The following is a 24713-nucleotide window of genomic DNA, read 5'->3' on the forward strand; positions in this document are numbered from 1 at the left end:
AAGCTGGACCCCGATCCATGGGCACCCCCGAGCTGATCTCCCCGCGCTCCACGCGGGTCACGGCCGCCAAGCGGCTGGTCCGCCGCAACGTCCGCGGCAAGGAGCGCCGATTCCTCGCCGAGGGGCCCCAGGCGGTCCGGGAGGCACTCGGTCACCGCAGCGGCGACGAGCCGACCCTGGTGGAGCTCTTCACCACGGTCGAGGCCGCCGAGCGGTACGCGGAGATCATCGGCGCCGCCCGCGACGAGGGCGCCCGCGTCCACCTCGCCGACGAGGCCACCATCGCGGAGATCGCCACCACCGTCACCCCGCAGGGGCTGGTCGGCGTCTGCCGCTTCCTCGACACCCCCTTCCCCCGGATCACCGCCGCCCGGCCCCGGCTCGTCGCGGTCCTCTCCAACGTCCGCGACCCCGGCAACGCCGGCACGGTGCTGCGCTGCGCCGACGCCGCGGGCGCCGACGCCGTGGTGCTCACCGACGCCTCGGTGGACGTCTACAACCCGAAGGCCGTCCGCGCCTCTGTCGGCTCCCTCTTCCACCTGCCGGTCGCCGTCGGCGTCCCCGTCGAGACCGCCGTCACGGGCCTGCGCGAGGCGGGGGTGCGCATCCTCGCCGCCGACGGCGCGGGCGAGGACGACCTCGACACCGAACTGGACCGCGGCACCATGGGCGGCCCCACCGCCTGGATCTTCGGCAACGAGGCGTGGGGCCTGCCCGAGGAGACCCGGGCGCTGGCCGACGCCGTCGTCCGCGTCCCCATCCACGGCCGCGCCGAGTCGCTCAACCTCGCGACCGCCGCCGCCGTCTGTCTCTACGGATCGGCGCGCGCCCAGCGCCACGGCTGACCGGAACCGGGCGGGCATCCAGGGGGGAGTGGCCCGTGCGCGACGCACTGGCGGACGGCGGCTTCGCCCTGGCGGCCGGAGCCCTGGTCGTCCTGCTCGCCCTCCTGCTGCGCGGCCGGCCCACCCGCCCCTGGTGGCGGGCGCGCGCTGAACGTTCCGCCCGGGCCCGCCGCCCCCGGGAGCTGCGGCGCGCCGCCGACATGGCCATCGCCGCCGCCCGCCGGGCCGGTGGCCCCGGTGAGCCCGCCGTGGTGCGGGTCGCCGCCGTGCGCGAGCTGGCCACCGGCCACTTCGGGCACCGGTCCGTCAGCCACCAGGAGGCCGCCGCCGCGCTCCGCGAGCGGTACGAGCGGGCCGGGTGCGACCGGGACTGCGTGACCGACGCCTACCACCGGCCCTGACCCGGGCACCCGTACCCGCGCCCGCCGCGCGCCCATGGTGTGCGCCGATCTGCGCCCCTGGTGCGCCCCTGCGCGGAGTGGATGTCCCGAGCGGGAACAGTAGAGTGGCCAACTCGGGGGCCCACAGCACGGGTTCGACAACCCCGAGCGGTTCGGTCCGGCAGGCCCCGAGAGGCCTGAGAGGTGGGATACGGGGATGGCAGCCGGTTCGAGTGAACCGCCCGCGCCGCGCGGCACGACGCGCGACCACGGCACCGGCGGACCGGCGCTCGTGCCCGACGACCTGCCCGACGGCCTGGTCGTGGCCGACCACCGCGGCCGCGTCGTCACCTTCAACCGTGCCGCCGCCCGGATCTGCGCCGTCCGCACCGGCGACGTCCTCGGCCTCCCGCTGGAGAAGGCCCTGCCGCTGGAGGACCTCAAGGGCCGCCGCTGGTGGGAGCTGACCGACCCCTTCGGGGGCCTGGCCATCCGCGCCGGACAGCCCGAGCGGAACCTCCTGCTCCCCGGCGGCCGCGAGGTCCTGGTCAGCGCCCGCTACGTGCGCGAGGAGCCGCTCGGCCCGGTCCGCCAGGTCGTCGTCAGCCTCCGCGACACCGAGGCCCGGCGGCGTACCGAGCGCAGCCACGCCGAGCTGATCGCCACCGTCGCCCACGAGCTGCGCTCGCCGCTGACCAGCGTCAAGGGGTTCACCGCCACCCTGCTGGCCAAGTGGGACCGTTTCACCGACGACCAGAAGCGGCTCATGCTGGAGACCGTCGACGCCGACGCGGGCCGGGTGACCCGGCTCATCGCCGAGCTGCTCGACATCTCCCGCATCGACTCCGGGCGCCTGGAGGTCCGCCGCCAGCCCGTCGACCTCGCCGCCGCCGTCGGCCGCCACGTCCACGCCCTGGTCGCCGCAGGCCAGCCGCCGGAGCGTTTCCTCGTCCGGCTGCACCGGCCGCTGCCCGCCCTGTGGGCCGACCCCGACAAGATCGACCAGATCCTCAGCAACCTCCTGGAAAACGCGGTGCGCCACGGGGAAGGTACTGTCACCATCGACGTGGCACCCGCGCCCCTGAAGAACGACACCGAAGGAACTGCTGTCACCGTGAGCGACGAAGGACCCGGCATCCCCGAGGAATCGGTGAACCGTGTCTTCACCCGCTTCTGGCGCGGCAGCAAGCGCGGCGGCACCGGGCTCGGCCTGTACATCGTCAAGGGCATCGTCGAGGCCCACGGCGGAACCATCAGCGTGGAGCGCGCCCGCGGCGGCGGCGCCCGGTTCCGATTTACGTTGCCCGAGGCGGCCCCGGCCTATCTGGCCTGACCCCGCCCCGGGCGCCCCGCGGTCCGCCCCCGCACCGGCCGCGCCCCTCGCGGACGCCCCGGGTCCGGGGGAAGGACCTCCAGCTCACCCCCGTTAGACTCGGTCTCCGGCACATTTTTGCGCCCTTGGCCTCTGCGGGGACCCACAGCCAGGCCCCACCATCCGGTACCCCGCGCCCGCGACACGTACCGGGCGTGGGGCGGAGCAATCGGAAGCACGGGAAGAGATGTCGGCACCGAACAAGTCGTACGACCCAGTAGAGGTCGAGGCACTGAAACCGGAAAACATCGAGCGCATGCGGGACGAGGCGCTCGCCGCCTTCGAGGCCGCGGCGGACCTCGACGCCCTCGCGCAGGCCAAGACCGCGCACGCCGGCGGCACCTCGCCGCTGTCGCTGGCCAACCGGGAGATCGGCGCCCTGCCCCCGCAGGCCAAGGCCGAGGCGGGCAAGCGCGTCGGCATGGCGCGCGGCCAGGTCAACAAGGCCCTGGCCGCCCGGCAGGCCGTCCTGGAGGCCGAGCGCGACGAGCGGGTCCTGGTCGAGGAGGCGGTGGACGTCACCCTGCCCTACGACCGCGTCCCGGCCGGCGCGCGCCACCCGCTGACCACCATGATGGAGCGGGTCTCCGACGTCTTCGTCGGCATGGGGTACGAGATCGCCGAGGGGCCCGAGGCCGAGGCCGAGTGGTTCAACTTCGACGCGCTCAACTTCACCCCGGACCACCCGGCCCGGCAGATGCAGGACACCTTCTTCGTGCGCGGCGAGGGGCAGCAGCCCGGCTCGCGCGAGGACGAGTCCGGCATCGTGCTGCGCACCCACACCTCGCCCGTGCAGGCCCGCACTCTGCTCGACCGCGAGCCGCCCGTGTACGTCGTCTGCCCCGGCCGGGTCTACCGGACCGACGAGCTGGACGCCACGCACACCCCGGTCTTCCACCAGATCGAGCTGCTCGCCGTCGACGAGGGCCTGACCATGGCCGACCTAAAGGGCACCCTCGACCACATGGTCCAGGCGCTCTTCGGCCCGGACATGAAGACCCGGCTGCGCCCCAACTTCTTCCCCTTCACCGAGCCGTCCGCCGAGATGGACATGGTCTGCTACGTCTGCCGTGGCGCCTCCGTCGGCAACCCGGAGCGGCCCTGCCGCACCTGCGGCAGCGAGGGCTGGATCGAGCTGGGCGGCTGCGGCATGGTCAACCCGAAGGTCCTGGTGGCCTGCGGCGTCGACCCCGAGAAGTACAGCGGATTCGCCTTCGGGTTCGGCATCGAACGGATGCTGATGTTCCGCCACAACGTCGAAGACATGCGAGACATGGTCGAGGGTGACATCCGGTTCACCCGGCCGTTCGGGATGGAGATCTGATGCGGGTCCCGCTTTCCTGGCTGCGGGAGTACGTCGACCTCCCCGCCACCGAGACCGGCCGTGACGTGCAGGCCAAGCTGGTCGCCGCCGGCCTGGAGGTCGAGACGGTCGAGCAGCTCGGCACCGGCCTCACCGGCCCCCTCGTCGTCGGCGAGGTGCTGACCATCGAGGAGCTGGAGGGGTTCAAGAAGCCCATCCGCTTCTGCACCGTCGACGTCGGCACCGCCAACGGCACCGGCCTGCCGCAGGAGATCGTCTGCGGCGCCCGGAACTTCGCCGTCGGCGACAAGGTCGTCGTCGTGCTGCCCGGCGCCGTCCTCCCCGGCGACTTCGCCATCGCCGCCCGCAAGACCTACGGCAAGGTCTCGCACGGCATGATCTGCTCCAGCGACGAGCTGGGCATGGGCTCCGACGGCGACGGCATCATCGTGCTGCCCCCGGAGTACGAGCCCGGCACCGACGCCATCGAGCTGCTGGAGCTGGTCGACGAGGTCCTCGACATCGCCGTCACCCCCGACCGGGGCTACTGCCTGTCGATGCGCGGCGTCGCCCGCGAGACCGCCACCGCCTACGGCCTGCCGCTGCGCGACCCGGCCCTCCTCGACGTCCCCGGACCCAACGCCGAGGGCCACCCCGTCGAGGTCGCCGACCCCTTCGGCTGCGACCGCTTCACCGCCCGCACCGTCAGCGGCCTCAACCCCGAGGCCCGCTCGCCGATCTGGCTGCGCCGCCGCCTCCAGAAGGCCGGCATGCGGCCGATCTCGCTCGCCGTCGACATCACCAACTACGTGATGCTCGAACTGGGCCAGCCGCTCCACGCCTACGACCGTTCCCGCGTCCAGGGCGCCCTCGGCGTCCGCCGCGCCGAGCCCGGCGAGAAGCTCACCACCCTCGACGGCGTCCGCCGCACCCTCGACCCCGAGGACCTCGTCATCACCGACGAGCGCGGCGTCATCGGCCTCGCCGGGGTCATGGGCGGCGCCGACACCGAGATCGCCGACGCGGTCCCGGACCCGGAGACCGGCCGCGTCTCGGGCACCACCGAGGTGGTGATCGAGGCCGCGCACTTCGACCCGATCGCCGTCGCGCGCGCCGCCCGCCGCCACAAGCTGCCCTCCGAGGCGTCCAAGCGCTTCGAGCGCGGCGTCGACCCGCTGGCCGCCTCCGCCGCCGCCCAGCGCACCGTCGACCTGCTGGTGCTGCTCGCGGGCGGCACCGCGGGCGCCGGGGTCACCGAGGTCATCTCGCCCTCGGCCCCGCACACCGTCGCGATGCCCGCCGACCACCCCGCCAAGGTGGCCGGGGTCGCCTACGACCGGGAGACCGTCGTCCGCCGCCTCCAGCAGGTCGGCTGCGACGTCTACGGCCAGGACGACCTGGTCGTCACCGTCCCGTCCTGGCGCCCCGACCTGCGCGCCCCCAACGACCTCGCCGAGGAGGTCATCCGGCTGGAGGGGTACGAGAACCTCCCCTCCACCCTGCCGAAGCCGCCCGCCGGGCGCGGCCTCACCGACCGCCAGCGGCTGCACCGCCGCATCGGCCGCGCGCTGGCCGGAGCGGGGTACACCGAGGCGCTGAACTACCCGTTCATCTCCGAGCAGGTCCTCGACCAGCTCGGCCTCGCCGCCGACGACCCGGCCCGCCGCGTCGTCACCCTGGTCAACCCGCTCTCCGACGAGGAGCCGGCGCTGCGCACCACGCTGCTGCCCGGCCTCCTCGGCGCGCTCCGCCGCAACGACGGCCGGGGCAGCCACGACCTGGCCCTCTTCGAGACCGGCCTGGTCTTCCACCCGAGCGGACACCCGGCCGTCGCCGAGCGGCTGCCGGTCGACCACCGGCCCACCGACGAGCAACTCGCCGCGGTCACCGAGGCCCTGCCCGTCCAGCCCCGGCACGCAGCCGTCGTCCTCGCGGGCGCCCGCGAGCAGGCCGGCTGGTGGGGCAAGGGGCACCCGGCCGACTGGGCGGACGCCATCGAGGCGGCCCGCCTGATCGCCCGGGAGTCCGGCACCGAGCTGCTGGTCCGCGCCGGTCAGTACGGTCCGTGGCACCCCGGCCGCTGCGCCGAACTGGCCGTCGTGATCGACGGTGACGAGCGCGTCGTCGGCCACGCCGGCGAGCTGCACCCGCGCGTCCTGAAGGCGCTGGGCCTGCCCGCGCGCACCTGCGCCATGGAGATCGACCTGGACGCCGTCGAGGCGGCGGGCACCGGCACCGTCGAGGCGCCGCGCATCGCCACCTTCCCGGTCGCCACCCAGGACGTCGCCCTCGTCGTCGACGCCTCGGTCCCGGCCGCCGATGTGGAGGCCGTACTGCGCGAGGGCGCGGGCGAACTCCTGGAGTCCATCCGCCTGTTCGACGTCTTCACCGGCGAACAGCTCGGCGAGGGCCGCAAGTCGCTCGCCTACGCGCTGCGTTTCCGCGCCGCCGACCGGACGCTGACCGTCGAGGAGGCCAGCGCCGCCCGCGACGCCGCCGTCGCCCTCGCGGCCGAGCGGACCGGCGCCGTCCTGCGCGGAGCCTGACGCAGAGGGTGCCCCGGCCGGCCGGTCCGGGGCACCCTCTGGGCGTACCACTCGCCCCCGGGGTGACGGAACGCCACGAGGAGGGGCCTGCCCGGCAGTCCGGGCGGCCGCCTCACTCGTTCGGGTGGGAAGCCGGCGCACCCCGGCCGCGTCGCCGCCACCGCCGGACACAATCAGTCCGGCCGAAGGGGTGGGCCCCACCGGGTACGGTGCGCGGTGCACCGGCTCTCCGACCCCCGGCCATCCCCTCAGGGAGGCCGTCGGATGTTCCGTACCAAGCCTGGCAGCCGCGCGGTGCGGCCCCGAGCGGCCGGCGGCGCCCGGCCGGCCCGGCACCACCCCCTCACCTCCCTCGCCCCCGCCCTGCTCTGGGGCGCCGCCGTCCTCGGCTACAAGTACGCCTGTCCCTTCGCCCAGCGCGACGACCTGCCGAGCCGGATCGCCACCAGCGCCGTCCTCTTCGTGGTCGGCGCGGTGCTCATCATCCGCATCCACCGCAGCCTGCTGCGGGACCTGCGGCGGATCGACGAGGTCGCCGGCGCCGCCCAGGGCGTCCTGCTCCGCCCGCTCCCCGCCCGCCTGGACGGCCTGACCCTGGCCGCCCGCCGCTTCTCGGCCCACCCGGCCGCGACCGTCGGCGGCGACCTCTACGAGGCGGTCGCCAGCGACCACGGCGTCCGCGTCGTCATCGGCGACGTGCGCGGTTCGGGACTGAACGCCATCGGGACCGTCGCCGCCGTCCTCGGCAGCTTCCGCGAGGCCGCCCACGACGAACCGGCCCTCGGCGGAGTCCTGCGCCGCCTCGACCGGGCCCTCGCCCGCGACCTGCGCCGCCGCGCCCGCCTGGAACAACCCTCAGGAGGTCCCGCCGAACCGGGGCACCCGCTCGCCGAGGAGTTCGTCACCCTGCTCCTGCTGGAGATCCGCCCCGACGGCACTCTCCTCACCGTCAACTGCGGCCACCCCTGGCCCCACCTGCTCTCGGCCGGCGCCGAACCGCTCAGCCACGCCGACCCGCTCCCGCCCCTGGGCCCCTTCCCGCTCCCCACCGACCTGCCGGTGCGTCACTGCGGCCGCCTCCTCCCCGGCCAGGCATTGGTCCTGCACACCGACGGGGTCGAGGACGCCCGCGACCCCTCCGGCCGCTTCTTCCCCCTCGTGGACACCCTCTGCTCCATCGCCAACGGCCCGTTCACCGCCCGGACCGCGGCCTCCGACATCCAGGCGGCCCTCCTCGCCCACAGCCAGGGCCCACCCGCCGACGACGCCGCCGTCCTGGTCCTGTGCTCCGAACCCTCCCGAACGGTCCCGCCCCAGTCGACCGGCCGCGAACCCTGGTCGACGGCGGAGCCGTCGGTGCAGTGAGCAGGTCTCCACCGGTTTCCCCGGAAAGCTAGCCCTGGCGCTGTCGGCGGGCGAGGCGGTCTCCTCCCTGGAGCTGAGCGCCGTCTTCGCCCTCTCGCTGGCCGAGGTCCACGGAGTCCCCATCGACGAGATCGAGCGCCGCCGCACGATCGTCATGGGGATCATGCTCGGCGGGTCGGGCTCCGCGACCATCAGCAAAGTCGCCGAGCGTACGGGGCAGCACTGGGGGCGCCAGGTGGTCGCCAAGGTGCCGCTGGAGACCTTGCGTCAGATCAACAAGGTGCTGGGGAGGAACTTCGTCACGAAGTACGGGACCAAGCAGGGCATCGTCGTCCTCGGCCGGGTGGCCCCGTTCGGCATCGGCGCGGTGATCGGCGGTGGGGCCAACGCGGCCCTCGCCACCTTGGCGGTGAGGGCGGGCCGCCGTGCTTTCGGCGAGGCTCCGGCCGAGTGGCCCCCGGCCGCGGAGTACTTGCCGGGCTGACCCGCCACGCCGCAGTCGCCCCGGACCCGCGCGCCTGCCGTCACCCGCCGGTCCGGCTCAGTTCCTCCTCGCCTTTCACCTCTTTCACCTTTTTCACCTCGAACAGCTTCGCGTGGCCGGGGCCGTCACCCGGGCTGTCGCCGCCCTGACCGTTCCTCGGCGGCGTCGAGTGCCGGGGCGAGGGGAGCGAGGGTGGCGCGGAGCCGGTCGGTGAGGGAGCCCGACGGGACGACGAGTCCTCCGGGCGCGGCGGCGGTGCCGGCCGTCGCGCCGAGCCACTGGTGCAGGGCGATGCGCACGGCGGCGGCCACCGCGGCCGCCAGCACCTGGGCGGTTGGCGTCGTGGTGTCGCCGAGGCGCCGGCCGATCGCCTCGGCGAGGGGGTGCTCCATCTCCGTGGCGGCGTCCAGGAAGGCTTCGCGCAGGGGAGGGGTGGCGGTGATCAGGAAGCGCTCGGTGCCGGCCGGCTCGGTGTACCCCGCCAGGATCGCGTCGGTCAGTGCCTTGGTGAGGGGGGTGCCGGCGGGCGCCGCCGCGACCTCCTCGGCGATCCGCGCCTCCCGCTCGGCGGTGATGGCGGCGACGATCGCCTGTTCGCGGCTGGAGAAGTAGTTGTTGTACGTCCTCGGGGAGACCCCGGCGGCGTCCGCGATGTCGTCCACCCGGACGTTCTCGGGTCCGTGCTCCAGGGCCAGCCTCAGCGCCGCCTCGCGCAGCGCCGCCCTGGTCGCCTGCTTCTTCTGCTCGCGCAGTCCGGTCCGCCTCGTCGTCACGCCCGCAGTCTCCCAGCTCCGGCACGCACCCGCAAAAATGCGTGAGCGCAAACTTGCGCACGCGCAATCTTCGGGTCTATGCTCGTACTCCGACAGAGCCGACAGATGGGGGCAGACCCGTGCGTGCCAAAGGTATGTGTTACGACACCGGCTTCGTTCGCCCTGGAAGCAACTCGCGGGCACGCTTCGATCCCGACCTGGTCAGAAGAGAGCTGACCGTCATCCGCGACGACCTCCACTGCGACGCCGTCCACCTCACCGGCGGCGACCCGGAGCGCCTGGAGCTGGCGGCCCGTCATGCCGCCGACCTGGGGCTGGAGATCTGGTTCTCGCCCTATCCGCTGGAATTGGGCGCCGACGAGATGCTGCGGCTCTTCGCCGACTGCGCCGAACGGGCCGAACGCGTCCGGAGGCGAGGCGCCGAGGTCGTGTTCGTCACCGGTGTCGAGCTGAGCGTCATGGACCAGGGCTTCCTCGACGGCGCCTGCACCGAGGAGCGCCTCGCCTGGCTGCTGGCCGATCCGGACCTGCGAGCCGACCGCATGGCGACGGCGAGCGCCCGCGTCAACGCCTTCCTGCGCGACGCCGTGACCGTCGTCCGCGAACGCTTCCACGGCAGCGTCACCTACGCCGCCATCCAGTTCGAGGGCATCGACTGGAGCCCGTTCGACTTCGTGACCTACGAGCTCATCCGCTCGGCCGAGGTCGCCGACCGCTTCCGCGAAGGGGTGCGCCACCTCACCGCCCAGCCGAAACCGGTCGCCGTCACGGGCTTCGGCAGCGCCACCTGGCGAGGGGCGGGGGAGGTGGCGCCGCGCAGCATGGACGTCCTCGAAAGCGACCCGGTGACCGGCGCCCCGCTCCGGCTGACCCGCGCCTGCGAGCGCGACGAGGAAGGCCAAGCGGCCTACCTGCGCGAGCTGTTGGAGATATTCGACAGCGAGGGCGTCGACAGCGCGTTCGTCTTCCTCTTCGCCCTCGACAACCTGCCGCACCGCCCGGACGGAGACCCACGCGACGACCTCGACCTTGCCAGCCTCGGCATCGTCAAGGTCCTGGAAGACAGACGCGGCGACACCTATCCCGACATGCCCTGGGAGCCGAAGGCGGCCTTCGCGGCGGTAGCGGAGTGCTACGGGGGTGGGTGAGCGGGGAGCCGGTGCTGCGTATGCCCTGGCGGCCTGCGCATTCGGTGGCTGCGCTGCGGCTATTCCAGCGCCGGGGACCTCTCGGGGACTCACGACCTGCATCACGCGAGCCACGTGTCCATCGCGGCGAGCCCGCGCTTGTGCCCCAGCCAGGTCGCCCCGCTCAGGATCGATTCGCCGGCCCCCAACTGCACACGCGCGAAGGAGTGGCGCAGGAGGTGGAGCATGTCAGGTCATGAGCAGCAGCACCGTTCCGGCGCGCTGGGCGGTGCACGGCTCCGCGCCGATGCCGGGCAGTGCGACGGCTGATCCGGAGAGGACATCGGCACGGTGACGAAGGCCAGCACCACGACCACCAACGTGATCGCCGGAGGGGAGCGGCCCGTCGTGGCAGCAGTCACGAGTTCGCGTCCCCCCCCCAGAGGGAGGCAGGGGGCTCAACGGGGCGTCCGCCGCATGGCGTTGGCCGTCCCAGGAGGGCGAGGGACGACCGTCGGGGCGGCATTGGCGCTGAGTCGCATTAACTGAGTCGCAGGAGGCGTCAAGGCGCAACAGCCTCTGATTGGCACGTCTTAGGGCGACTGACGATCTGCGCCAACTGCCCCTGCGCGAGCGGATGAAGCTGCGCACCCGCCAGGCGCCGGCCGAGACCGCGCTCCGCCTGTTCACCGAGCGCGGCCACGACGCGACCACGCTGGACGGCCTGTACGACGCCGTGGAGGTGTCCCAGCGCACCCTCATCCGGAACTACCGGACCAAGGAGGATGTCGCGCTCGCCTCGGGGAGCGACCTGTGGTCGGCCTACCTGGACCTCCTGGCTATCGCGGAGCCGACCCGTCCACTCCTCGGCGTTCTCCGTGCGGCGCCCCCGCGCACCACGCTCGACGCCATGTCCCCCGACTGGGACGGCCGCTTCCGGACCGTCCGTGAACTGTCGGAGAGCGTCCCCGCGCCCCAGGCGCACAGCCTCGGCTACCGCCAGGACACCACCCGCGCCCTGGTCAGCGCCGTGTACGCGCGCGCCGACGGCCAGGGTGACGAGGTACGCCTCCGACTCACCGTGGAGATCTTCGTGTCGGCCTGGCGCATCACCTTCCTTTTCTGGACTGGACGACGCGGGGCGGCGAGGCGGCCGGGCCGGGCTCGGGGAACGGTCCGGTGCCACCTCCGCCGAGCTTCCGGCAAGGTTCACCGAACCCGGCAACGCTCACCGAACCGGCCTGACCCGCGCCGGCGAGGGCGGGCGCGGTGACCGGCGAATGGCGACCGGCGAATTCAGGGCACCCCCGACACGCATTACCCCTCAGCCTCCGCGGACCTCGCGGAACGGCCGGCGCGGCCCGGAACTTCTTCTTCCTGGCTACCGGGCCGGACGGGCCGAGGAACCGGACGTTCCTGCTCCGTGGAGCCAACTCCCCATGAAGGAACGGGCGTTCCGCGCGCACCGGCTCGACGCCACCACGGACCTCCCCGGGCCACCGGCCCCCGACCTCGGCGTCTGCCGAGCGTGAGGACCGCCACACTCCTCCGCTCTGTCGGCGGTGCCGGCCGCCCCCTTTCCTCCTCGCGGCCGACCGCCGTTCACGCTCGTGCAGTTCAGCGGCCCGGAGTCCGGGAGCGAGCGGGGCGACAAATGCCGACCTCGACGCAAGAAGCCAGACATAACCCCATGTTCCGCGCGGACGAATGGATTCCAAGGGATCGGTTGACCCTGAACCGCGCGACCTATTAGTCTCTCGGCCATTGCACGGGAAAGTTGTCGGTACAAAAAGGCGACACGGGGGGCCCGGATTGTTGACTTACTTTTTGCCTGGGAATAGTTGCGCGTAGACCTGACTTGAGGTACGCGCCCTCAGGCCGACCGTCCCGCGGAATCCCGGGCGGACTTCACTGATTACCGATCTTCTATCCACATCGCGACGTCTCGCGGTCTCATGCCATCACTCACGCGATGAATGATGGTGTGTTTCGCTGTGCCGAGACCTCGTCGCGATTGCTTTCCATGCGCACAATCACCGAGCTCAGAGCGAGATTTCGAGGGTCATCTGTGTCTAAACGCGTCCTGGTGGTACAACCGGCGTTCTCCGCGAACGCCTATGTCGCCCATGCCCATTCTCTCGGCTGGGAGATCTTAGTCGCCTCCCACGAAAGCGAAGGCCGCATAGTCGCCGACGCCGTGCGCTCTCTGGCCACAGAGATCCTCACCGTGGACACGAACGACAACGCCGCCCTCGAGGCCGCGGTCGCAGCAGCTCACCAGCAGAACCCCATCCACGCCGTGGTCGCCGGCGGCGAGTACTACGTCCCGGCCGCCGCGCTGCTCTCCGCCCGGCTCGGTCTGTCCGGCCTGGACCCCGCCGCCGTCGACCTGGTCCGGCACAAGGCGAAGATGCGTGAGGCGGTCGCCGCCTCCGGCCTGGAGCAGCCGAAGTTCACCGTCGTCCGCGAGGCAGCGGAGATCGACGCCGCCTGTGCGCACGTGGGCCTGCCCGCCGTCGTCAAGCCGGTCGACTCCGGCGGCAGCGTGCACGTCTCCCGCGTCGACACTCCGGACGAGGCCCGCGCCGCACTCGCGGCGATCCACGCCGAGGAGGGCTTCGAGTTCGACCGGGCGCTGACCAGCGACGCCATCGTCGAACAGTACGTACCCGGTACGGAGTACAGCGCCGACGGCTACGTCTGCGACGGCGACGTGGTCGTCGTCGCCGTGACGCGCAAGCTCCTCGGGCCCGAGCCCCGCTTCCTGGAACTCGGCCACCTCACCCCGGCCCCGCTCGACGAGCCCACCCGTTCCGCGCTGGTCGCGTACGCCACCGATGTCGTCAAGGCGGTGCGCATCACGACCGGCCCGTTCCACTGCGAGCTGCGGCTCAGCGACGGCCGCCCGGTACTCATGGAGGTGGCGGCGCGCCTGCCCGGTGACAAGATCACCGAGCTCATGGAGATGGCCACCGGCCTGGCGCTGCCCGGGCGGGTCCTCGCGGATCTCACCGGCTCCGACCCCGTGCGTTCGGGAGCCCACAAGGAGACGGTCGCCAAGGCCGCCGGAATTCGCTTTCTGACGGCCGGCGGAACAGGTTCGTACGCGCGGCTCGAAGGCTGGGAAGAACTCTCGGCGGAGCCGTGGGTGGTGGCGAATCCGGTCCTCATCGCACCGGGTGCGCCCATCAAGACGACCGAAGCGGATTACAGCTGCCGTATTGCCGCGGTCGTGTTCACGGCGGATTCCCCCGAAGAGGCCCACGAACGGTGGACCGAAATCGGTGAGCGCGTACGCGTGATCGGCGCCTGACGCGCACTCTCCGCTCGAAATCCGCGATCGGCGCTGAAAAACGAAAGGGAGACCCCCTCATGGACGCTTTGCGCTTTCACTGGTGCTCGCCGCCCGACACGGGCCAGGCCACGCCCACGGACACCTACAAGATCGGCGCGCTCGACATGGGTGAAGTCACCGACTTCGTCCAGGAAGCCGAAGAACTCGGTGTCGACAGCCTGCTGTTCGGAATTTCCAACTACCTGCCCGATCCGCTCCCGGTGCTCGGTGCGCTCTCGCAGGTGACGGACCGCGTGAAATTCATGCTCGCGTACCGTCCCGGCCTGATGTCACCGACCCTCTTCGCCCAGGTCGTCAACACCCTGGCGTGGATGTCGGACCGGCGTATCTCCCTCAACATCGTCTCCGGCATCTCCCCCGCGGAGCAGGCGGGATACGGCGACTTCCTCAGCCACGACGAGCGGTACGCCCGCTGCGGCGAGTTCCTGGAGATCATCCGCGGTCTCTGGGAGGGCGAGCAGCCCATGAGCTACGACGGCAAGCACTACACGCTCAAGGACGCGTCGCTGGGTCTCGGCCACAAGGGTGGCGGCCGCCCGGAGATCTACATCAGCGGCGCCTCCGCCGTGGCGCAGCAGACCGCGCTCGCCTCGGGCGACTGCTGGCTGCGGTACGGGGACACCCCCGAGGGGATCGCGAAGGCGAGCAAGCCCGTCCTCGACGGCGGTACCCGGGTCGGCACCCGTATGCACGTCCTGGCCCGCCCCACCCGCGAGGAGGCGGTGGCGGAGCTCGCGCGCCTCATGCGCAACCCGGACGAGGACCACGAGGCGTGGATCCGCAAGTGGGTCGACACGACCGACTCGGAGGCCGTGAAGTCCTCGTACCGTCTCGCCGACGGCGCTAAGGACGAGTGGCTCTCCCCCTTCATCTGGACCGGCGCCGTCGCGTACCGGGGCGGTCCGGCGCTCTGCATCGTCGGCAGCTACGAGGAAGTGGCCACCTACGTCCACAGCTACAAGGCCGCGGGCGTCAGTGAGTTCATCTTCTCCGGCTGGCCGACGCGGGACGAGATGCGGAACTTCTTCACCCACGTGGTCCCGCTGATCCGCCGCCTCGAGGAGCAGGAGGCGACCGCGTGAGCGCGCCCGAAGAACGCGAGCTGCTGCTCGTCGGCGTCGGCTTCATGGGACGCCCGTACGCGGCTGCCGCCAAGCGGCTGGGCCTGCGGGTCCGCGCCATCGAGGCGCACGACTGGGCCGGGGCCATCGAGCACCTGGTCGACGCCGTCGAGCCGAGCCAGGGCCGGTACGGCGCGCTGGACGAGCTGTGGGCGGAGACCGTGCACGCGGCCGTGGAGAAGAGCCGGCCGACCGGCATCTTCGGGTTCACCGAGTCGCACGTCCTGGGCGCCGCCATGGCCCAGGACCGCTTCGGACTGCCCGGCCCCTCCCTCCAGGCGGCCGTGATCTCGCGGAACAAGGCGCTCCAGCGCGGGCGGTTCCGCGTCCACGGGATCGGCCAGCCCGAGTACCGCCTCACCGACGACCTGGCGGCCACGGCCGAGTGGGCCGCCGCCCGCCTGCCGGTGATCGTCAAGCCGCTCTCGTCGGCCGGCAGCGACGGCGTCGAGCTGGTGGCCGACGCCGAGGCGTTCGAGCGGGCCGCGGTGCGGCGCGCCGCCGAGCGGCCGCTGCTGGTGGAGAAGGCGGTCGACGGGCCGGAGTACAGCTGGGAGGCCCTGGTCCGGGACGGCGAGGTCTGGTTCGCCAACCTGACGGCCAAGGAGACGACGGGCCCGCCCCACTTCGTCGAGGTCACGCACCGCACGGTGCCGCCCCTGCCGGAGCCGGACGCCCAGCGGGTCGCCGCGCTCGGCCGGGAGGTCCTCGCGGCCATCGGCATGCGCACCGGGATCGTCCACCTGGAGTTTCGGCTGACGCGGTCGGGGCCCGCGGTGATGGAGGTGGCGGTCCGCACGCCCGGCGACTACCTCATGGAGCTGTGCTCCCTGACGTACGGGATCGACTGGTTCGAGATGGTCGTACGGCTCACCACCGGGATGGAGCTGCCCCCGGCGCCCGAGGGCCCGGTGCGGTACGCGGCCAGCCACTTCGTGATCTCCGACCCCGGCCAGGTCGTCGCCGTCGACGGGCTGGAGGAGGTCCTCGCCCATCCCGCGGTCGAGGACGCCGCGTTCAAGGTGGCGGTGGGCGACGTCGTCCCGCGCACGTCCTCCTCCTTGCAGCGGACCGGGTACGCGGTGCTCGCCGCGGACTCGCCCGAGGAGCGGGAGGAAGCCATCGCGTTCGTCCGCCGGACGCTGTCGGTCAAGACGGTTCCCGTGGCGTCAAAGGAGTGACCATGCACATTGTCGTCGTCAACCGCTGGCCCAGGTTCCATGACGGCCCGCGCTGGGACTTCTCCCTCGGCCGGTTCGAGGAACTCATCGACCACGACCGGCACCGCGTCAGCTACGTGGTCGACCCGGTCGGCGCCACCGGCGTCCTCGCGGACCCCGCCAAGATCGCGAGCCTCGTCCAGATCGGCGATGTCAACGACTTCGAGGCGCTCCGCGACGCCGTCCGGCAGGTCGCGGAGGAGGTCGGCCCCGTCGACCGGCTCGTGGCCGTCTCGGAGTTCACGCTCAGCATCGCGGCGGAGGTCCGCGAGGCCCTGGACATCCCCGGCCCGCGCCCGGCCGACGTGGCGGTCTACCGCGACAAGCTGCGGATGAAGGAAACGGTGGCCGAGGCCGGCGTCCGCGTACCGCGCTTCGCCTCGTGCGCGGACCGCGGCGCCGCGGTGGAGTTCGCCCGGTCGACCGGGTTCCCGCTGATCCTCAAGCCGGTGGGCGGCGCGGCCAGCATCGGCATCCACCGCGTCGAGGACGAGGCCGCGCTCACCGCGCTGCTGGACCAGGTGGACACCGCCGACTACGAACTCGAGGAGTTCATCGACGGGGCCATCTACCACGTGGACGGATTCGCGGACCAGGACGCCCGGATTCCCTTCATGGCGGTCTCCCGCTACATCAACGACTGCCTGTCCTTCGAGGCCGCCGGGGAACCGCTCGGTTCGGTCGTCGTGCAGGCGTCCCCGCTGCGGGAGCGGGTGGAGGAGTTCGCACGGCGGTGCGTGTCGGCGCTCGGCATGACCTCCGTCCCCTTCCACCTCGAACTCTTCCTCACCCCCGGCGGAGAGCTGGTCTTCCTGGAGGTCGCCGGCCGTATCGGCGGAGCCGAGGTGCCGTACCTCACGGAGAAGCTCTTCGGGATCAACCTCTTCCGCCCCTGGCTGGACGCCGTCTGCGAGGGCGGGGCCACGCTCCCGCCCCAGGTGGGCGATCCGTCGGGCGGCTGGCTCATCATCCCGAAGCCGGGCGGGCTGCCGGCCCGGGTGACGAGCGTGACCTCGCTGCGCGAGGAGTTCGGCACGATCTGGCGCGAGCTGGTGCCGGCCGTCGGCGACGTCATGGAGCCCGGCGGCAGCTACGACGCCGTGCACAGCGGGCGGTTCATCCTCGTCGGCGACGAGGCGACCGTGGAGGAGGACATCCGGAAGATCATCGCCGGATTCCACCTCGAGACCGTCCCGGTGCAGGAATGACACGGCTCGCGCCGGGCTGCGGCCGGGCGAGCGAAAGGGAGCGACCAAGCTGATGTCCACCCGACCACGGCTGCACCGAGGACTCTTCGGCTGCGGTGTCCTCTTAGGGATCGTCGCCGAGCAGATGATGCTCTTCGCGGTGCCGCTGCTCATCTTCCAGGACACCAAGGAAGTCTCGGCCCTCGGGTTCGCCTACGCGATCGAGTGGCTTCCGGCGCTGCTGGCCTACCCGTTCGCCGGCCTCCTCGCCGACCGGGACGGCGGTGCGCGGCTCTTCCGCTTCGTCACCGCCGGCCGGGGCGTCGTCCTCATCGGCGCGCTGATCGGCTGCCTGGCGGCGCCCTCCCTGCTGACGCCGATCCTGATGACCTCGGGCGCGCTGCTCTCCCTGCTGATGGCGCCGGTGCGGATGTCCGTCGAGAAGGTCGTGCCGCAGCTGGCCAAGGGCACGGAGCTGGCGAAGATCCAGGGCTTGGTCCAGAGCATGGAGGTCTCGGCGATGGCCGTCGGCCCCGCTCTGGCCATGCTGGGCGTGGCCTTCCTCGACAAGATCTGGCTCCTGGGCGGCGCCGCCCTCGTCTTCCTCGCCGCCGCCGCCTGCTGGCTGCCGCTGCCGCGCGGACTGCGCACCCCCAGCACCGGCAAGGCGCGCGAGACCTTCGCCGAGCTGCGGCTGGGCTGGTCGATCCTCAGACACACGAAGCCGCTGGTCCTGCTGGCCTCGCTCAACTTCTCGATCAACCTGGTCTTCTCGACGGTGCTCAGCGCCAACGCCGCACTGGTCACCGGGGTGTTCAAGGCCCCCGAGTCGACGTTCGCCCTGCTCAACATCTGTGTCGGGGTCCTGGGGATCGTCAATCTCCTGTTGATCCCCTTCACTCTCAGATTCGTGGGTGTCCGCACCCTCGGAATATTCGGCCTCTCCCTGCTCTGTATCTGCCTGATATCCATCGGCTGGGCCACGTCCATGCTGCTCTACGGCGCGGCATTCGTCGCGGCCATGCTCGGCGTGACCTACTTCAATGTTTTCAACCGGACTCAGCGAATCAGGGTCCTGCCGCAGGAGCATCTGGGTAAGGTGATGGGGCCGTTCTATCTGCTCAATATGCTGGCCCTGCCGCTCGCCGGCCTTCTCGTCGCCGGCTTCGGCTCCAGTCTCGGCCCGCAACGGCTCGTCGCCATTCTGGCGATATTGCTCACCGTATTCGGTGCGATCATGCTGCCCCTGACGATACGCGCCTTCAGTCGTGCGTTCGCCGCGCAGGAGAAGACCCTCGTGGGCGCGAGCGCGGAATAGTGACGGCACCTCATGAAAACGATCCATCCAGCATCGATTCAGCAGCTGCTCCGAGGAGGAACGTGATGGGTACGGGCTCTGCGCGGTTCAGCGAATTCTTCGGCTCGTTCCCCACCCCGATCGCGATCGTGACGGCACGGGACCGCGAGGGCCGGCTGTCCGGCTTCACCAGCAACGCGGTGTGTTCCGTCTCGGCGTCCTCGCAGACGCTGCTCGTCTCCGTGGGCAAGGGGTCACGCACCCTGCCGGCCATCCAGGAGTCGCAGGCGTTCGCGGTGAATTTCCTCTCCGCTGCCGGGCGAACCGCCTCGCAGGTGTTCGCGAGTAAAGCCGTGGACAAATTCGCAGATGTGGAATGGGTGCCTTCGCGTATAGCGGAAGGCGCCCCCCTGCTTGTCGACATTGCATTGAGTTTTGCCGAATGCAGGGTTGAGAATGCTGTCGAAGTCAGCGACCATTGGCTCTTCATAGCCCGAGTGGAAGAAAGTACCGTCTTCCCTCGCGAGCCCTTGCTCTACCGCAGAGGCGACTACGGCGTCTGGTCACCGCACAACGCCGGCGTAGAAGAACTCTCGGCTTTATGAAAGCCCTGCGCCCGCCCTCGCCTCTCACTCACTCCCAGAGAAAAGGAAGGCATTTGCATGGACATCGGAGCCGTGGACCACGTCGAGTTCTACGTCGGAGACGCCCAGCAGTCGGCGTTCTACCTCTGCACCGGGTTCGGCTTCCGGGTGTGCGGACAGGCCGGCCCCGAGAACGGACAGGACGACCACCGCTCGCTGCTGCTGCGGCAGGGCGGTACCGAGATCGTCCTCACCTCCGCGCTGACTCCTGACCACCCGGCCGCGGCCTACGTGGCTCAGCACGGCGACGGTGTCGCCAACATCGCGTTCGAGGTCAGCGACGCGGCCAAGGCGTTCGCGCTCGCGGTGGAACGAGGGGCCACCGCGGTCGAGGAGCCGGTCGTGCACAGCCAGGACGGCACCGAGGTGGTCACCGCCTCGGTCCTGGGCTTCGGGGACGTGGCGCACCGCTTCGTCCAGCGGTCCGGGGACCGGGACCAGTTCCTGCCCGGGGTGATGGACATCTTCGCCGCGGACCCCGACGAGGGCGAACAGCTCCTGAGCATCGTCGACCACGCGGCGATCTGCCTGCCGGCCGGCCAGCTCCGCCCCACCGTCGCCTTCTACGAGAAGGTCTTCGGCTTCTCCCAGATCTTCGAGGAGTTCATCGAGGTCGGCAGCCAGGCCATGGACTCCAAGGTGGTGCAGAGCCCGTCCGGCAAGGTGACCTTCACCCTGATCGAGCCGGTCACCGACCGGGAGCCCGGCCAGATCGACACCTTCCTGGCCCGCCACGGCGGTGCGGGGGTGCAGCACCTGGCGCTGCTCTGCGACGACATCGTCTCGACCGTGGAGACCCTGGGCAACCGCGGCGTCGCGTTCCTCCAGACCCCGGGCTCCTACTACGACCAGCTCCAGGAGCGCTTCGTCCGCCCGGACCTCCTGGTCGAGGACCTGCGCCGGACCAACGTGCTGATCGACGAGGACCACTGGGGCCAGGTGTTCCAGATCTTCACCCAGTCCCAGCACGTCCGGAAGACCTTCTTCTGGGAGGTCATCGACCGGCACGGCGCCCGCACCTTCGGCAGCGGCAACATCAAGGCGCTCTACGAAGCGGTGGCCCGCGAGAAGGCCACCTCCTGACCCTGACGCCCGCGCCGAACCCGGCCCCGGCCCCCTCGCCCGGCGATCCGCCCGGCACGGCCGGCGCCACCCGGCCGCCCGATGGGCGGCCCCGGCGGAAGTGACGCACCCGGGCGACGCGCCCCGGCCCCTCCGCCCCTTCTCTCCCCCTTTCCCCGGCCACTCGGCCGGTTCCGGCCCGGCCCCCGACCGGGCCCGCCGGGCCGTGCGCCCGGCCTCCTCCCCTCGCGCAACACGTTCGTCCATCGACCCACGCACGCGTAAGGAAGACCATGACCGTCGAAGACTCCACGACCTTCACCCTGACCGAGGAGGAGCGCAGTCTCCTGCCCTCCGACGAGGACGTCGCGTTCTACGCCGAGCACGGCTGGTACCTGTCGAAGAAGCTCTTCACCGACGAGGAGGTCGAGCAGCTGGAGGCCGCCAGCGAGCGCTTCTACGCCGGCCACCGCGACCGCACGCTGCCGGCCCGCCCGCCCAAGCTGGCGTACTGGGAGCCGGAGAAGGGCGACGTCCAGCGGCACAACGACTACATCCACTACGAGGACGACACCATCGGCCGCATCCTGCGCAAGCCGCTGCTTGGCGCGGTCGCGGCGCGGCTCGCCCGCGCCGAGCAGATACGGGTGTTCCAGTCGACCCTCATCTACAAGCCGCCGGTGGCCGAGGAGCAGTCGAACATCGTGCCCTGGCACTTCGACCGGCACTACTGGTCGACCTCCACCTCCGAGGAGATGCTGACCGCGTTCATCCCCTTCCACGACTGCGGCGAGGAGATGGGCACGATCACGATGGTCGACGGCAGCCACCTGTGGAAGGAGATGGCGGAGGCCGACAGCACCTCCCTGCACTTCGCCGAGCGCGACCGCTCCGAGCTGGACCAGATGCTCGACGAGAACGCCGCGTACAACGGGGCGGAGGTCCGCAAGATCCCGGTCCACATCCCCAAGGGCCACGTCAACTTCCACCACTGCCGCACGTACCACGGCAGCGGTGCCAACGTGAGCGACCGCCCGCGCCGCGCCATCTCGTTCCACCTCCAGGACGGCGCGAACCGCTACCGCGACTTCTTCCGCTCGGACGGCACCCAGGTCGCCTACAACCACGACGTGCTGGTCCGTCGCACGCCCGAGGGCACCCCGGACTACTCCGACCCCGAGTTCCTCCCCCTGCTGTGGAGCGAACACTGATGGACAGTGCCGCCGTGGTCGGAACCGGCCTGATCGGTACATCGATCGCCCTGGCCCTTCGGGGCCGGGGCGTGGCCACCTACCTGATCGACACGGACCAGGAGGCGGCCCGCGTCGCCGCCGGCCTCGGGGCCGGCATCGCGGGCCCCCCGCGCGGACCGGTCGACCTGGCCGTCCTCGCGGTGCCCCCGCAGCAGGTCGCGGCGGTCCTCAAGGAACACCAACTGCGCGACCTGGCCGACGACTTCACGGACGCGGCCAGCGTCAAGGAACCACCCCAGCTGGAGGCGGCCCGGCTCGGCTGCGACCTGGCCCGTTTCGTCGGCGGGCATCCGATGGGCGGCCGGGAGCAGTCCGGGCCGCTGGCCGCGCGGGACGATCTGTTCCACGGCCGGCCGTGGGTGCTCACGCCGTCCGCGCTGACCCGGCCGCAGACCCTCGAACGTGCCGAGCGCCTGGCCGAGTTGTGTGGCGCGCGACCGGTCGTGATGGCCCACGCGGAGCACGACCGGGCGGTCGCCCTCACCTCGCACACCCCGCACCTGGTGTCGACGCTGCTGGCGGCGCGGCTGCTGCACGGCGAACGGTCCCAGCTGGGGCTCGCCGGGCAGGGACTCCAGGACGTGACGCGGCTGGCCGGCGGCAGCGCCGAGCTGTGGACCGACATCCTCGGTTCGAACGCCGTGGCCGTCGCCGACGTCCTCGCCGACTTCGCCCACGACGTCGACGACGCGGTCGAGGTCCTGCGGGGGCTGAGCACCGCCCGCGAGCCGGAACAGCGGCGTACGCACCTGGAAGCGCTGTCGACGGTCCTGGTCCGCGGCGTCCAGGGCCGGGCCCGGCTGCCTGCCCGCGGCGGCACGGGCGCACCCAGTACGAGTACGGCCTACGCGGCCGCGCCGAGAGGAGCCTGAATGGCGACGCCGACCGCTCCGCCGACCCCGACCCCCCTCTCCCTCGCCGAGTTGCACGACTCGCTCGGCGACCCGGTCCTGGACGCGATGAACTTCCTCAACGAGGTCGTCGCGCGCTTCCCGGACGCCCTCTCCTTCGCGCCCGGCCGCCCCGCCGAGGGCACCTTCGAGCCGGAGGACCTCGCCCGCCATCTCCGTTCGTACACCGCCTACTTGGAGCAGGAGCTGGGCTGGTCGCGCGACCAGGTCCGGACCCAGCTGTTCCAGTACGGCCGTACCAACGGCATCATCCACGAGCTGATCGCCAGGACCGTCGCCAACGACGAGGGGATCGAGGTCCCGCCCGAAGCGGTGGTGGTGACGACCGGCTGCCAGGAGGCGATGCTCCTCACCCTGCGGGCGCTCTTCGCCCGTCCCGAGGACACCCTGCTGGTCAGCTCGCCGTGTTACGTGGGCATCACCGGCGTGGCCCGGCTCCTGGGCATCCAGGTCCGCCCCGTGCCCGAGGGTCCCGACGGGCCCGACCCGCTGGCCGTCCGGGCGGCCGTGCGCGCCGCGAAGAGGGCGGGGCAGCGCCCCCGGGCCTTCTACGTGGTCCCGGACTTCGCCAACCCGTCCGGCGCGAGCATGAGCCGGGCGGCGCGGGAGCTTCTGCTGGCGGTGGCCGAGGAGGAGGAGCTGCTCGTCCTGGAGGACGACCCGTACGGCTTCTTCGTCCGGACCGGCGAGGCCCGGCCCACGCTCAAGGCCCTCGACCGCGGCCGGCGCGTCGTGCACCTGGGCTCCTTCGCCAAGACGGCGCTGCCCGGGGCCCGGGTCGGCTACGTCCTCGCCGACCAGGAGGTGGTCGGGCCCGGGGGCGGGCGGACGCTCCTCGCGGACGAGCTGTCGAAGATCAAGAGCATGACCACCGTCAACACCTCGGCCGTCAGCCAGGCCGTCATCGGCGGCCTGCTGGTCGAGAGCGGCTGCCGGCTCCGCGAGGCCAACTCGGCCGCCGTCGCGCACTACCGCACCACCATGGACACCCTGCTCGACGCGTTGGAGCGGCACTTCCCCGCAGAGCGCCGGGCCGAGCTGGGCGTCTCCTGGAACCGTCCGGACGGCGGCTTCTTCCTTGTGGTCGACGTCCCCTTCACCGCCGACCACAAGGCCCTGGAGCTCTCCGCACGCGCCTTCGGCGTGCTCTGGACGCCGATGTGCGACTTCCATCTCGACGGCGGCGGCACCCGTCAGCTGCGGCTCTCGTGCAGCTCCCAGAGCCCGGAGGCGATCACCGAGGGCATCGCCCGGCTGGCCGCCTTCATCACCGCGCAGATCACCGGCACGGCCGCCTGACGGCGACGGTCCGCCACCCCCTGACCGTACGGAGAACGGAGAACGGAGACGATGTGGTGATGGCGCTGCACACGTACGAGGCAGCGGCCGAGGAGCGGTTGCCGGGCCCGGTGTGGGACTTCTTCGCCGGCGGCAGCGGCACCGAGTCGATGCTGACGGCGGGACGGGAGGCCCTGGACCGCGTCCGGCTGCGGCCGCGCTGTCTGGTCGACGTCTCCCGCTGCGACCCGGGCACCCACCTGCTGGGCGCGCGGCTCGCGGCGCCGTTGGCCGTCGCCCCCATGGCCTACCACCAACTCGCCCACCCGGAGGGCGAAGTGGCCACGGCGCGCGGCGCGGGCGAGGCGGGCGCGCTGCTCACCGTGAGCATGTTCGCTAGCCGGACCCTGGAGGACATCGCGGCCGCGGCGAGCGGGCCGCTCTGGCTCCAGCTGTACTGGCTCAGGCGCCGCGAGGTGATGCGCGACCTGATCCGGCGGGCCGAGGCCGCCGGTTTCCGGGCGCTGGTCCTGACGGTCGACGCCCCCCGGGTCGCGTACCGGCCCCGGGACGCGGCCAACGGGTTCGCCGTCCCGCCCGGCGTCCGCGCGGTCAACCTCTCCACGGAGGTCATGGCCGCCTCGCACGGCAGCAGAGCGGGGGAGTCGGCCCTGGCCCGGCACTCGCGGGAGCAGTTCGACGCCTCCATCACCTGGGAGGACCTGGCCTGGCTGCGGGAGGTGACCTCGCTGCCGGTGGTGCTGAAGGGCGTACTCACCGGCGAGGACGCGGAGTTGGCGGTCAAGCACGGGGTCTCGGGACTGATCGTCTCCAACCACGGCGGCCGTCAGCTCGACTTCGCCCGCAGCGCCCCGGAGTGCCTCACCGAGGTGGTGGACGCCGTCGGCGGGAGCTGCCCGGTCATCCTCGACGGAGCGATCCGGCACGGCGCCGACCTGGCCAAGGCGCTCTGCATGGGGGCGGACGCGGTGATGCTGGGACGCCCGGCCCTGTGGGGCCTCGCCCACTCCGGCGACGCGGGGGTCGCCGGAGTGCTGCGGCTGCTCATCGACCAGTTCGAGGAGGTGATGGCCTTGATGGGGGCACCGACCGTCGCCGACTTCGGGCGGTCCGGCGTCGCGTATCCCGTCTGCGGCCGTCTCCCGTCCTGAACACCGTGGGGTCCGGCT

21 protein-coding genes are annotated in these 24713 nt (G+C 71.9%); 20 read left to right on the forward strand and 1 reads right to left on the reverse strand.

What is annotated here, in order from left to right; translation table 11 throughout:
- The first annotated feature begins 17 nt into the window (after nucleotides 1–17).
- From OIM89_RS25945 to OIM89_RS25975, 7 genes are all read left to right on the forward strand, one after another.
- Complete coding sequence (locus OIM89_RS25945) at nucleotides 18–845, forward strand: TrmH family RNA methyltransferase (protein WP_030696469.1); 828 nt, start codon at nucleotides 18–20, stop codon at nucleotides 843–845.
- 35 nt (nucleotides 846–880) lie between these two features.
- Nucleotides 881–1246 carry a hypothetical protein gene (locus OIM89_RS25950; protein WP_047471519.1) on the forward strand — a complete coding sequence of 122 codons (366 nt, stop codon included), beginning with the start codon at nucleotides 881–883 and terminating at the stop codon, nucleotides 1244–1246.
- Between the two features lie 196 nt (nucleotides 1247–1442).
- Nucleotides 1443–2558 carry an ATP-binding protein gene (locus OIM89_RS25955; RefSeq protein ID WP_030696467.1) on the forward strand — a complete coding sequence of 372 codons (1116 nt, stop codon included), beginning with the start codon at nucleotides 1443–1445 and terminating at the stop codon, nucleotides 2556–2558.
- A gap of 226 nt (nucleotides 2559–2784) precedes the next feature.
- On the forward strand, nucleotides 2785–3921 hold the full coding sequence (gene pheS, locus OIM89_RS25960; RefSeq protein ID WP_030696466.1) for a phenylalanine--tRNA ligase subunit alpha: 1137 nt from the start codon (nucleotides 2785–2787) through the stop codon (nucleotides 3919–3921).
- The gene (pheT, locus tag OIM89_RS25965) at nucleotides 3921–6446 is read left to right on the forward strand and encodes a phenylalanine--tRNA ligase subunit beta (protein WP_151170000.1); all 2526 of its coding nucleotides are present in this window, start codon (nucleotides 3921–3923) and stop codon (nucleotides 6444–6446) included. Before pheS ends, pheT begins: the two co-directional genes overlap by 1 nt.
- A 264-nt stretch (nucleotides 6447–6710) precedes the next feature.
- Complete coding sequence (locus OIM89_RS25970; protein ID WP_030696464.1) at nucleotides 6711–7811, forward strand: PP2C family protein-serine/threonine phosphatase; 1101 nt, start codon at nucleotides 6711–6713, stop codon at nucleotides 7809–7811.
- A 154-nt stretch (nucleotides 7812–7965) separates the two neighbouring features.
- Entirely contained in the window at nucleotides 7966–8295 is a 330-nt protein-coding gene (locus tag OIM89_RS25975; RefSeq protein WP_264491659.1) for a hypothetical protein, read from the forward strand.
- A gap of 125 nt (nucleotides 8296–8420) precedes the next feature.
- Here the strand turns inward: OIM89_RS25975 and OIM89_RS25980 are convergent, their stop codons facing one another.
- Nucleotides 8421–9068: a TetR/AcrR family transcriptional regulator gene (locus tag OIM89_RS25980; protein ID WP_264491660.1), complete on the reverse strand. Its 648-nt coding sequence runs from the start codon at nucleotides 9066–9068 to the stop codon at nucleotides 8421–8423.
- A gap of 119 nt (nucleotides 9069–9187) precedes the next feature.
- Here OIM89_RS25980 and OIM89_RS25985 point away from each other — a divergent pair, with 119 nt between their 5' ends.
- From OIM89_RS25985 to OIM89_RS26045, 13 genes are all read left to right on the forward strand, one after another.
- The gene (locus tag OIM89_RS25985; protein WP_264491661.1) at nucleotides 9188–10216 is read left to right on the forward strand and encodes a hypothetical protein; all 1029 of its coding nucleotides are present in this window, start codon (nucleotides 9188–9190) and stop codon (nucleotides 10214–10216) included.
- A gap of 562 nt (nucleotides 10217–10778) precedes the next feature.
- The gene (locus OIM89_RS25990) at nucleotides 10779–11468 is read left to right on the forward strand and encodes a TetR/AcrR family transcriptional regulator (protein WP_264491662.1); all 690 of its coding nucleotides are present in this window, start codon (nucleotides 10779–10781) and stop codon (nucleotides 11466–11468) included.
- 750 nt (nucleotides 11469–12218) lie between these two features.
- Nucleotides 12219–13508 carry an ATP-grasp domain-containing protein gene (locus OIM89_RS25995; RefSeq protein WP_229360137.1) on the forward strand — a complete coding sequence of 430 codons (1290 nt, stop codon included), beginning with the start codon at nucleotides 12219–12221 and terminating at the stop codon, nucleotides 13506–13508.
- A 59-nt stretch (nucleotides 13509–13567) separates the two neighbouring features.
- On the forward strand, nucleotides 13568–14632 hold the full coding sequence (locus OIM89_RS26000) for an LLM class flavin-dependent oxidoreductase (RefSeq protein ID WP_030696458.1): 1065 nt from the start codon (nucleotides 13568–13570) through the stop codon (nucleotides 14630–14632).
- Nucleotides 14629–15852, forward strand: coding sequence for an ATP-grasp domain-containing protein (locus tag OIM89_RS26005; RefSeq protein WP_030696457.1), 1224 nt, complete (start codon nucleotides 14629–14631; stop codon nucleotides 15850–15852). Before OIM89_RS26000 ends, OIM89_RS26005 begins: the two co-directional genes overlap by 4 nt.
- Nucleotides 15853–15854: 2 nt before the next feature.
- Entirely contained in the window at nucleotides 15855–17099 is a 1245-nt protein-coding gene (locus OIM89_RS26010) for an ATP-grasp domain-containing protein (protein WP_030696456.1), read from the forward strand.
- Between the two features lie 52 nt (nucleotides 17100–17151).
- Complete coding sequence (locus tag OIM89_RS26015) at nucleotides 17152–18396, forward strand: MFS transporter (protein ID WP_030696455.1); 1245 nt, start codon at nucleotides 17152–17154, stop codon at nucleotides 18394–18396.
- Between the two features lie 65 nt (nucleotides 18397–18461).
- Nucleotides 18462–18980 (forward strand): flavin reductase family protein, encoded by a 519-nt coding sequence (locus OIM89_RS26020; RefSeq protein ID WP_051727119.1) that lies wholly within the window; start codon nucleotides 18462–18464, stop codon nucleotides 18978–18980.
- Between the two features lie 57 nt (nucleotides 18981–19037).
- A complete protein-coding gene (gene hppD, locus OIM89_RS26025) occupies nucleotides 19038–20102 on the forward strand; it encodes a 4-hydroxyphenylpyruvate dioxygenase (protein ID WP_030696453.1) in 1065 nt (354 codons plus the stop codon).
- Between the two features lie 272 nt (nucleotides 20103–20374).
- Nucleotides 20375–21292 (forward strand): phytanoyl-CoA dioxygenase family protein, encoded by a 918-nt coding sequence (locus tag OIM89_RS26030; protein ID WP_030696452.1) that lies wholly within the window; start codon nucleotides 20375–20377, stop codon nucleotides 21290–21292.
- Nucleotides 21292–22206, forward strand: coding sequence for a prephenate dehydrogenase (locus tag OIM89_RS26035; protein ID WP_264491663.1), 915 nt, complete (start codon nucleotides 21292–21294; stop codon nucleotides 22204–22206). Before OIM89_RS26030 ends, OIM89_RS26035 begins: the two co-directional genes overlap by 1 nt.
- Nucleotides 22207–23544, forward strand: coding sequence for a PLP-dependent aminotransferase family protein (locus OIM89_RS26040; protein WP_175458473.1), 1338 nt, complete (start codon nucleotides 22207–22209; stop codon nucleotides 23542–23544).
- A 59-nt stretch (nucleotides 23545–23603) separates the two neighbouring features.
- Nucleotides 23604–24695 carry an alpha-hydroxy acid oxidase gene (locus OIM89_RS26045; RefSeq protein ID WP_264491664.1) on the forward strand — a complete coding sequence of 364 codons (1092 nt, stop codon included), beginning with the start codon at nucleotides 23604–23606 and terminating at the stop codon, nucleotides 24693–24695.
- Nucleotides 24696–24713 lie beyond the last annotated feature (18 nt).

The organism is Streptomyces sp. BI87 (assembly GCF_025957665.1).
Classification (GTDB): Bacteria; Actinomycetota; Actinomycetes; order Streptomycetales; family Streptomycetaceae; genus Streptomyces; species Streptomyces albidoflavus.

Coding starts and splice junctions, on each gene's coding strand:
- OIM89_RS26035 (WP_264491663.1), top strand. CDS start 21,292: ATGGACAGTGCCGCCGTGGTCGGAACCGGCCTGATCGGTACATCGATC.
- OIM89_RS25945 (WP_030696469.1), top strand. CDS start 18: ATGGGCACCCCCGAGCTGATCTCCCCGCGCTCCACGCGGGTCACGGCC.
- pheT (WP_151170000.1), top strand. CDS start 3,921: ATGCGGGTCCCGCTTTCCTGGCTGCGGGAGTACGTCGACCTCCCCGCC.
- OIM89_RS26010 (WP_030696456.1), top strand. CDS start 15,855: ATGCACATTGTCGTCGTCAACCGCTGGCCCAGGTTCCATGACGGCCCG.
- hppD (WP_030696453.1), top strand. CDS start 19,038: ATGGACATCGGAGCCGTGGACCACGTCGAGTTCTACGTCGGAGACGCC.
- OIM89_RS25975 (WP_264491659.1), top strand. CDS start 7,966: ATGGGGATCATGCTCGGCGGGTCGGGCTCCGCGACCATCAGCAAAGTC.
- OIM89_RS25995 (WP_229360137.1), top strand. CDS start 12,219: ATGCGCACAATCACCGAGCTCAGAGCGAGATTTCGAGGGTCATCTGTG.
- OIM89_RS25970 (WP_030696464.1), top strand. CDS start 6,711: ATGTTCCGTACCAAGCCTGGCAGCCGCGCGGTGCGGCCCCGAGCGGCC.
- OIM89_RS25955 (WP_030696467.1), top strand. CDS start 1,443: ATGGCAGCCGGTTCGAGTGAACCGCCCGCGCCGCGCGGCACGACGCGC.
- OIM89_RS26030 (WP_030696452.1), top strand. CDS start 20,375: ATGACCGTCGAAGACTCCACGACCTTCACCCTGACCGAGGAGGAGCGC.
- OIM89_RS26020 (WP_051727119.1), top strand. CDS start 18,462: ATGGGTACGGGCTCTGCGCGGTTCAGCGAATTCTTCGGCTCGTTCCCC.
- OIM89_RS26040 (WP_175458473.1), top strand. CDS start 22,207: ATGGCGACGCCGACCGCTCCGCCGACCCCGACCCCCCTCTCCCTCGCC.
- OIM89_RS26000 (WP_030696458.1), top strand. CDS start 13,568: ATGGACGCTTTGCGCTTTCACTGGTGCTCGCCGCCCGACACGGGCCAG.
- pheS (WP_030696466.1), top strand. CDS start 2,785: ATGTCGGCACCGAACAAGTCGTACGACCCAGTAGAGGTCGAGGCACTG.
- OIM89_RS26045 (WP_264491664.1), top strand. CDS start 23,604: ATGGCGCTGCACACGTACGAGGCAGCGGCCGAGGAGCGGTTGCCGGGC.
- OIM89_RS26015 (WP_030696455.1), top strand. CDS start 17,152: ATGTCCACCCGACCACGGCTGCACCGAGGACTCTTCGGCTGCGGTGTC.